The 5,440-nt window shown below is 69.9% G+C and carries 5 protein-coding genes and 1 pseudogene; all 6 read left to right on the top strand.

Annotation, left to right across the window (positions count from 1 at the left end):
- On the top strand, positions 1–1,112 hold a 1,112-nt coding region (locus AC2W7M_RS19090; RefSeq protein WP_486134088.1), incomplete at its 5' end, for a cryptochrome/photolyase family protein.
- Positions 1,113–1,197: 85 nt separating this feature from the next.
- Entirely contained in the window at positions 1,198–2,229 is a 1,032-nt protein-coding gene (locus AC2W7M_RS19085) for a cysteine synthase A (RefSeq protein ID WP_486134087.1), read from the top strand.
- 33 nt (positions 2,230–2,262) lie between these two features.
- A pseudogene (sseA, locus tag AC2W7M_RS19080) lies at positions 2,263–3,112 on the top strand (3-mercaptopyruvate sulfurtransferase).
- 96 nt (positions 3,113–3,208) lie between these two features.
- Entirely contained in the window at positions 3,209–3,766 is a 558-nt protein-coding gene (gene rfbC / locus AC2W7M_RS19075; RefSeq protein ID WP_486134085.1) for a dTDP-4-dehydrorhamnose 3,5-epimerase, read from the top strand.
- 33 nt (positions 3,767–3,799) lie between these two features.
- Entirely contained in the window at positions 3,800–4,849 is a 1,050-nt protein-coding gene (gene rfbB, locus AC2W7M_RS19070) for a dTDP-glucose 4,6-dehydratase (RefSeq protein WP_486134083.1), read from the top strand.
- On the top strand, positions 4,846–5,440 hold a 595-nt coding region (locus AC2W7M_RS19065; RefSeq protein ID WP_486134081.1), incomplete at its 3' end, for an SDR family oxidoreductase. The genes rfbB and AC2W7M_RS19065, both read left to right, overlap by 4 nt.

The raw sequence follows: 5,440 nt of genomic DNA, 5'->3' as shown, positions 1-5,440 counted from the left end.
TGGACCGCAAGGTGGCGGAACGGCTGCGCGGCGAGGAGCGGCAGGTGGCGCGCGACGGCGCGCACCTGCTCCACCCGCCCGGCACCGTGACGACGGCGGCCGGGCGCATGCCGCGCACCTTCTCCGCCTTCTTCCGCGCCGCGCTGAAGCAATCCGTGCCGCCGCCCCTGCCCGCTCCGAGCCGCCTCTCCGGCGTTGCCGCCGACGTGGCTAGCGAGACCCTGGAGAGCTGGGAGCTGGAGCCGCAGCGCCCCGACTGGGCCGGCGGGCTGCGGGACACCTGGACGCCGGGCGCGGCAGCCGCGCGCGAACGGCTCGCCGCCTTCATCGAGGACGGGCTTGCCGGCTATGCGGAGGGCCGCGACCGGCCCGACCTCGACCACGTCTCCCGCCTGTCGCCGCACCTGCGCTTCGGCGAAATCTCGCCGCGCCAGGTGCTCGCCGCCGTGCGGCACGCGGCAGCCGAAGGCGCGGTGCCGCAGCGCGATGCGGACAAGTTCGTGGCCGAACTCTACTGGCGGGAATTTTCCCACCACCTGCTGGCCGAAGACGGCGACATCGCCCGCCGCAACATCCAGGAGGCGTTCGATCTGTTTCCCTGGCGCGAGGCGCCGGGCGAACTGAAAGCGTGGCAGCGCGGGCGCACCGGCTATCCGCTGGTGGATGCCGGCCTGCGCCAGCTCTGGCAGACCGGCTGGATGCACAACCGCGTGCGCATGGTGGTCGCCTCCTTCCTGGCGAAGCACCTGCTGATGGACTGGCGGTCGGGCGAGGACTGGTTCTGGGACACGCTGGTGGACGCCGACCCCGCCAACAATCCCGCGAGCTGGCAGTGGGTGGCCGGCAGCGGGCTCGACGCCGCCCCCTATTTCCGCATCTTCAACCCGGTGATGCAGGGCGAGAAGTTCGACCCCGACGGCGCCTATGTCCGGCGCTACGTGCCGGAACTGGCGAAGCTGCCGAACGCCGTGATCCACAAGCCCTGGACCGCGGATGCCTCCACGCTGGCCGCTTCGGGAGTACGGCTCGGCGTCACCTATCCCAAGCCGATCATCGACCATGCCGCGGCGCGGGAGCGGGCGCTGCGCGCCCTTCAATCTACAAGAAAATAATGTGATCGTAATTATCGCCGTATTCAGTTGATGGAATGTGGCCGGATCGCTAATTTGCGTTGGAAAATTGCTTGAAGGCTTCATCATGACCATTCGCGACGGGCTTCTCGATTCCATCGGCCATACCCCCCTCATCCGCCTGAAGCGCGCCTCCGAGGCGACCGGGTGCGAGATTTTGGGCAAGGCCGAGTTCCTCAATCCGGGCCAGTCGGTGAAGGACCGCGCGGCCCTCGGCATCATCAAGGACGCCATCGCGCGCAAGGCGCTCCAGCCCGGCGGGGTGATCGTCGAGGGCACCGCCGGCAATACCGGCATCGGCCTCGCGCTGGTGGCGGCGCCGCTGGGCTTCAGGACCGTCATCGTCATCCCGGAGACCCAGTCCAACGAGAAGAAGGACATGCTCCGCCTCGCCGGCGCGACCCTGGTGGAGGTGCCGGCGGTGCCCTATTCCAACCCCAACAATTACGTGAAGGTCTCCGGCCGCCTCGCCGAGGCGCTGGCGAAGAGCGAGCCGAACGGCGCCGTCTGGGCCAACCAGTTCGACAATGTGGCGAACCGGCAGGCACATATCGAGACCACCGGACCGGAGATCTGGGCCGACACCGCCGGCAAGGTGGACGGCTTCACCTGCGCGGTGGGCACCGGCGGCACGCTGGCCGGCATCGCCATGGCGCTCAAGGAGCGCAATCCGAACATCCGCATCGCCTGCGCCGATCCCATGGGCGCGGCCCTCTACGCCTATTACACCACCGGCAAGCTGCATGCCGAAGGCTCGTCCATCACCGAGGGCATCGGCCAGGGGCGCATCACCGCCAATCTCGAAGGCGCGCCCATCGACACCGCCTTCCAGATCCCGGACGAGGAGGCGCTGCCGATCGTGTTCGGCCTTCTGGAGCACGAGGGCCTCTGCCTCGGCGGCTCCTCAGGAGTGAACGTCGCCGGCGCCATCCGGCTCGCCAAGGAGATGGGGCCGGGACACACCATCGTGACCATCCTGTGCGACTACGGCACGCGCTATCAGTCGAAGCTCTTCAATCCGGACTTCCTTCGTGGCAAGAACCTGCCCGTCCCCGGGTGGCTTGAGCGCAAGGGCGAGGTGCCGAACGTGCTCGTCTGAGGCCCCCAGAACAAGAACAGGAGGACCCTCAGGATGCCTGCCGCCCCCAGCCCCTTCGTCTCCACCGACTGGCTCGCCGCCAATCTCGGCGCACCCGACCTCGTGGTGGTGGACGCCTCCTGGCACCTGGCGCCCACCGGGCGCGACGGGCGGGCGGAATTCCTGGAGCGGCACATTCCCGGCGCGGTATTCTTCGACCTCGACGGCATCTCCGACCATTCCAGCTCCCTGCCGCACATGCTGCCGGACCCCAACACCTTCGCCCGCGAGGTGAGCGCGCTCGGCATCGGCGACGGCCTGCGCATCGTCGTCTATGACGCGCTCGGCCTGTTCTCGGCGCCGCGCGTGTGGTGGACCTTCAAGGCGTTCGGCGCCTCCGAGGTGATGCTGCTCGACGGCGGCCTGCCCAAGTGGCTGGCCGAGGAGCGCGAGACCGACAGCGGTCCGACGAGCCGCGCCGCCTCGCACTTCACCGCCCGCCTCGACCGCACAGTGGTGGCCGACATGGCCCAGGTGGAGCGTTCTTTGGCGTCCGGCAGCGCCCAGTTGCTCGATGCCCGGTCGAAGGAGCGCTTCGCCGGCACGGCGCCGGAGCCGCGCGCCGGGCTGCCCTCCGGCCACATGCCGGGGCGCGCTGAACCTGCCCCATTCCGCCGTGGTGGCGGACGGCCGCCTCGCTGATGCCGAGACCATCCGCGCCGCGGTGGAGGGAGCCGGCCTCGATTTGGCGCGCCCGGTCATCACAACCTGCGGATCGGGCGTCTCCGCCGCCATCCTCTGGCTGGCGCTGGAACGCATCGGCAAGCGCCCGCTGGCGCTCTATGACGGCTCGTGGAGCGAGTGGGCTTCGAGCGGCAAGCCGGTGGAGACGGAGGGCGCCTGAGCGGGCGCCGGACAGGAGCGTCTTCCCTCACGCCGGTTCCCGCACTAGAAGCGCACCGTTCCGAGCCCGCCGCACGCCGAAGGCCATCCGCGCACCATGACCACCTTCACGCCGCTTGCCCTTCCCGAGGTCATCCTCGCCACCCCGCGCCGCTTCGGCGACGCGCGCGGCTATTTCTGCGAGACCTATGTGAAGCCGCGTTACGAAGCCGGCGGCATCGTCGCCGATTTCGTGCAGGACAATGAGAGTCTGTCCGAAGCCCCCGGCACCATCCGCGGCCTGCACCTCCAGGCCCCGCCCTTCGCCCAGGCGAAGCTGGTCCGGGTACTGGACGGCGCGATCTTCGACGTCGCCATCGACGTGCGCAGGGGCTCGGCCAGCTACGGCCGCTGGGTCGGCGCGCGGCTCACGGCGGAGGGCGGCGAGCAGCTCTTCATCCCGCAGGGGTTCGCCCACGGCTTCGTCACACTCGCACCGGGCACCCGCGTCGCCTATAAGGTGGACGCCGTCTACGACCGGGACAGCGAGCGCGGGATCATCTGGAACGACCCCGACCTCGCCATCGACTGGGGCGTCGCGGCCGAGGCGGCGGTGCTGTCCGACAAGGACCTGGTGCTGCCGCGCTTCAAGGATTTCGACAGCCCCTTCGCCTGAGCGGCGGAGCGGCGGCAAAGGCAGGCGGATCGCATGCGCGTATTGGTGACGGGGGGCGCGGGCTTCATCGGATCGGCGGTGGTGCGGCACCTGATCAGGCTCGGGCACGAGGTGCTCACCTTCGACAAGCTCACCTATGCCGGCAATCTCGGCTCGCTGGCGGGCGTGATGGATCACGCCCGGCACACGTTCCTGAAGGCCGACATCTGCGACGCCGCCGCCGTGCGGGAGGCCTTCTCCTCCTTCCGGCCCGAACTGGTGATGCATCTCGCCGCCGAGAGCCATGTGGACCGCTCCATCGACGGGCCGGGCGAGTTCATCAACACCAATGTGGTCGGCACCTACACCATGCTCCAGGAGGCGCTGCGCCATTTCCGCGCGCTGCCGGAGGGCGAGCGCGCCGGGTTCCGCTTCCACCACATCTCCACCGACGAGGTGTTCGGCAGCCTCGGCCCGGAGGGCCTGTTCCGCGAGGACACTCCCTACCAGCCGAACTCCCCCTATTCGGCCTCGAAGGCCGCGTCCGACCATCTGGTGCGGGCTTGGTTCCACACCTATGGCCTGCCGGCGGTGATGTCGAACTGCTCCAACAATTACGGGCCGTACCACTTCCCCGAGAAGCTGATTCCGCTCGTCATCCTCAATGCGCTCGAAGGCGCCCCGTTGCCGGTCTACGGCACCGGCGAGAACGTGCGCGACTGGCTCTATGTGGAGGACCACGCCGAGGCGCTGGTGCTGATCGCCACCCGGGGCCGGCCGGGCGAGAGCTACAACGTCGGCGGCGCCAGCGAGCGCCGCAATATCGACGTGGTGCGCGCCATCTGCGGCGTGCTGGACCGGCGCGTTCCGGACCCGCGCATCGGCCCGCGCGAAAACCTGATCCGCTTCGTCACCGACCGCCCCGGCCACGATGCGCGCTATGCCATCGACTTCTCCAAGCTGGAGCGGGAACTGGGCTGGACGCCGCGCCACACCTTCGAGAGCGGCCTTGAGGCGACCGTGGACTGGTATCTCGCCAACCGCGACTGGTGGGAGCCGCTGCGCACCCGCTACCAGGGCCAGCGCCTGGGCCTTGCATCGTGACGCGCGTCCTCCTGTTCGGCGCCGGCGGCCAGCTCGGCCGCGAGATTGTCAGCCTCGCCGGGGCGCGCGGGCTGGTTCTCGTCGCCCTCGACCGCGCGGCCATCGACGTGTGCGACCCGGTGGCGGTGGCGCGCGCGCTGGAGGCGCACCGGCCGGACGCGGTCATCAATGCCGCCGCTTATACCGCCGTGGACAAGGCCGAGAGCGAGCCCGAGCTGGCCGCGCGCGCCAACGCCTTCGCTCCCGGCCACATGGCCGAGCGCTGCGCGCGCTACCGCACGCCGCTGGTCCACGTCTCCACCGACTATGTGTTCGACGGCACCAAGCAGGGCGCCTATGTGGAGGCCGATCCGGTGGCGCCGCTCGGCGTCTACGGCCGCACCAAGGCGGCGGGCGAAGCGGCCGTGCGCGCCGCCACGGAGCGGCACGTGATCGTGCGCACCTCGTGGGTCTACCGGCCCCGTACGGCAAAACAAATTTCCTCAAGACCATGCTCGCGCCTCGCCGGCGAGCGCGACCGCCTGACCGTGGTGGCGGACCAGCGCGGCTGCCCGACCGCGACCCCGCGACCTGGCCGTAGGCGCTGCTGGC

It is taken from the genome of Xanthobacter sp. BG11Y11_SDJG (genome assembly GCF_057364445.1).
Note: the sequence above shows the minus strand (reverse complement) of the source record. Positions and strands in the feature narration are given on the sequence as shown.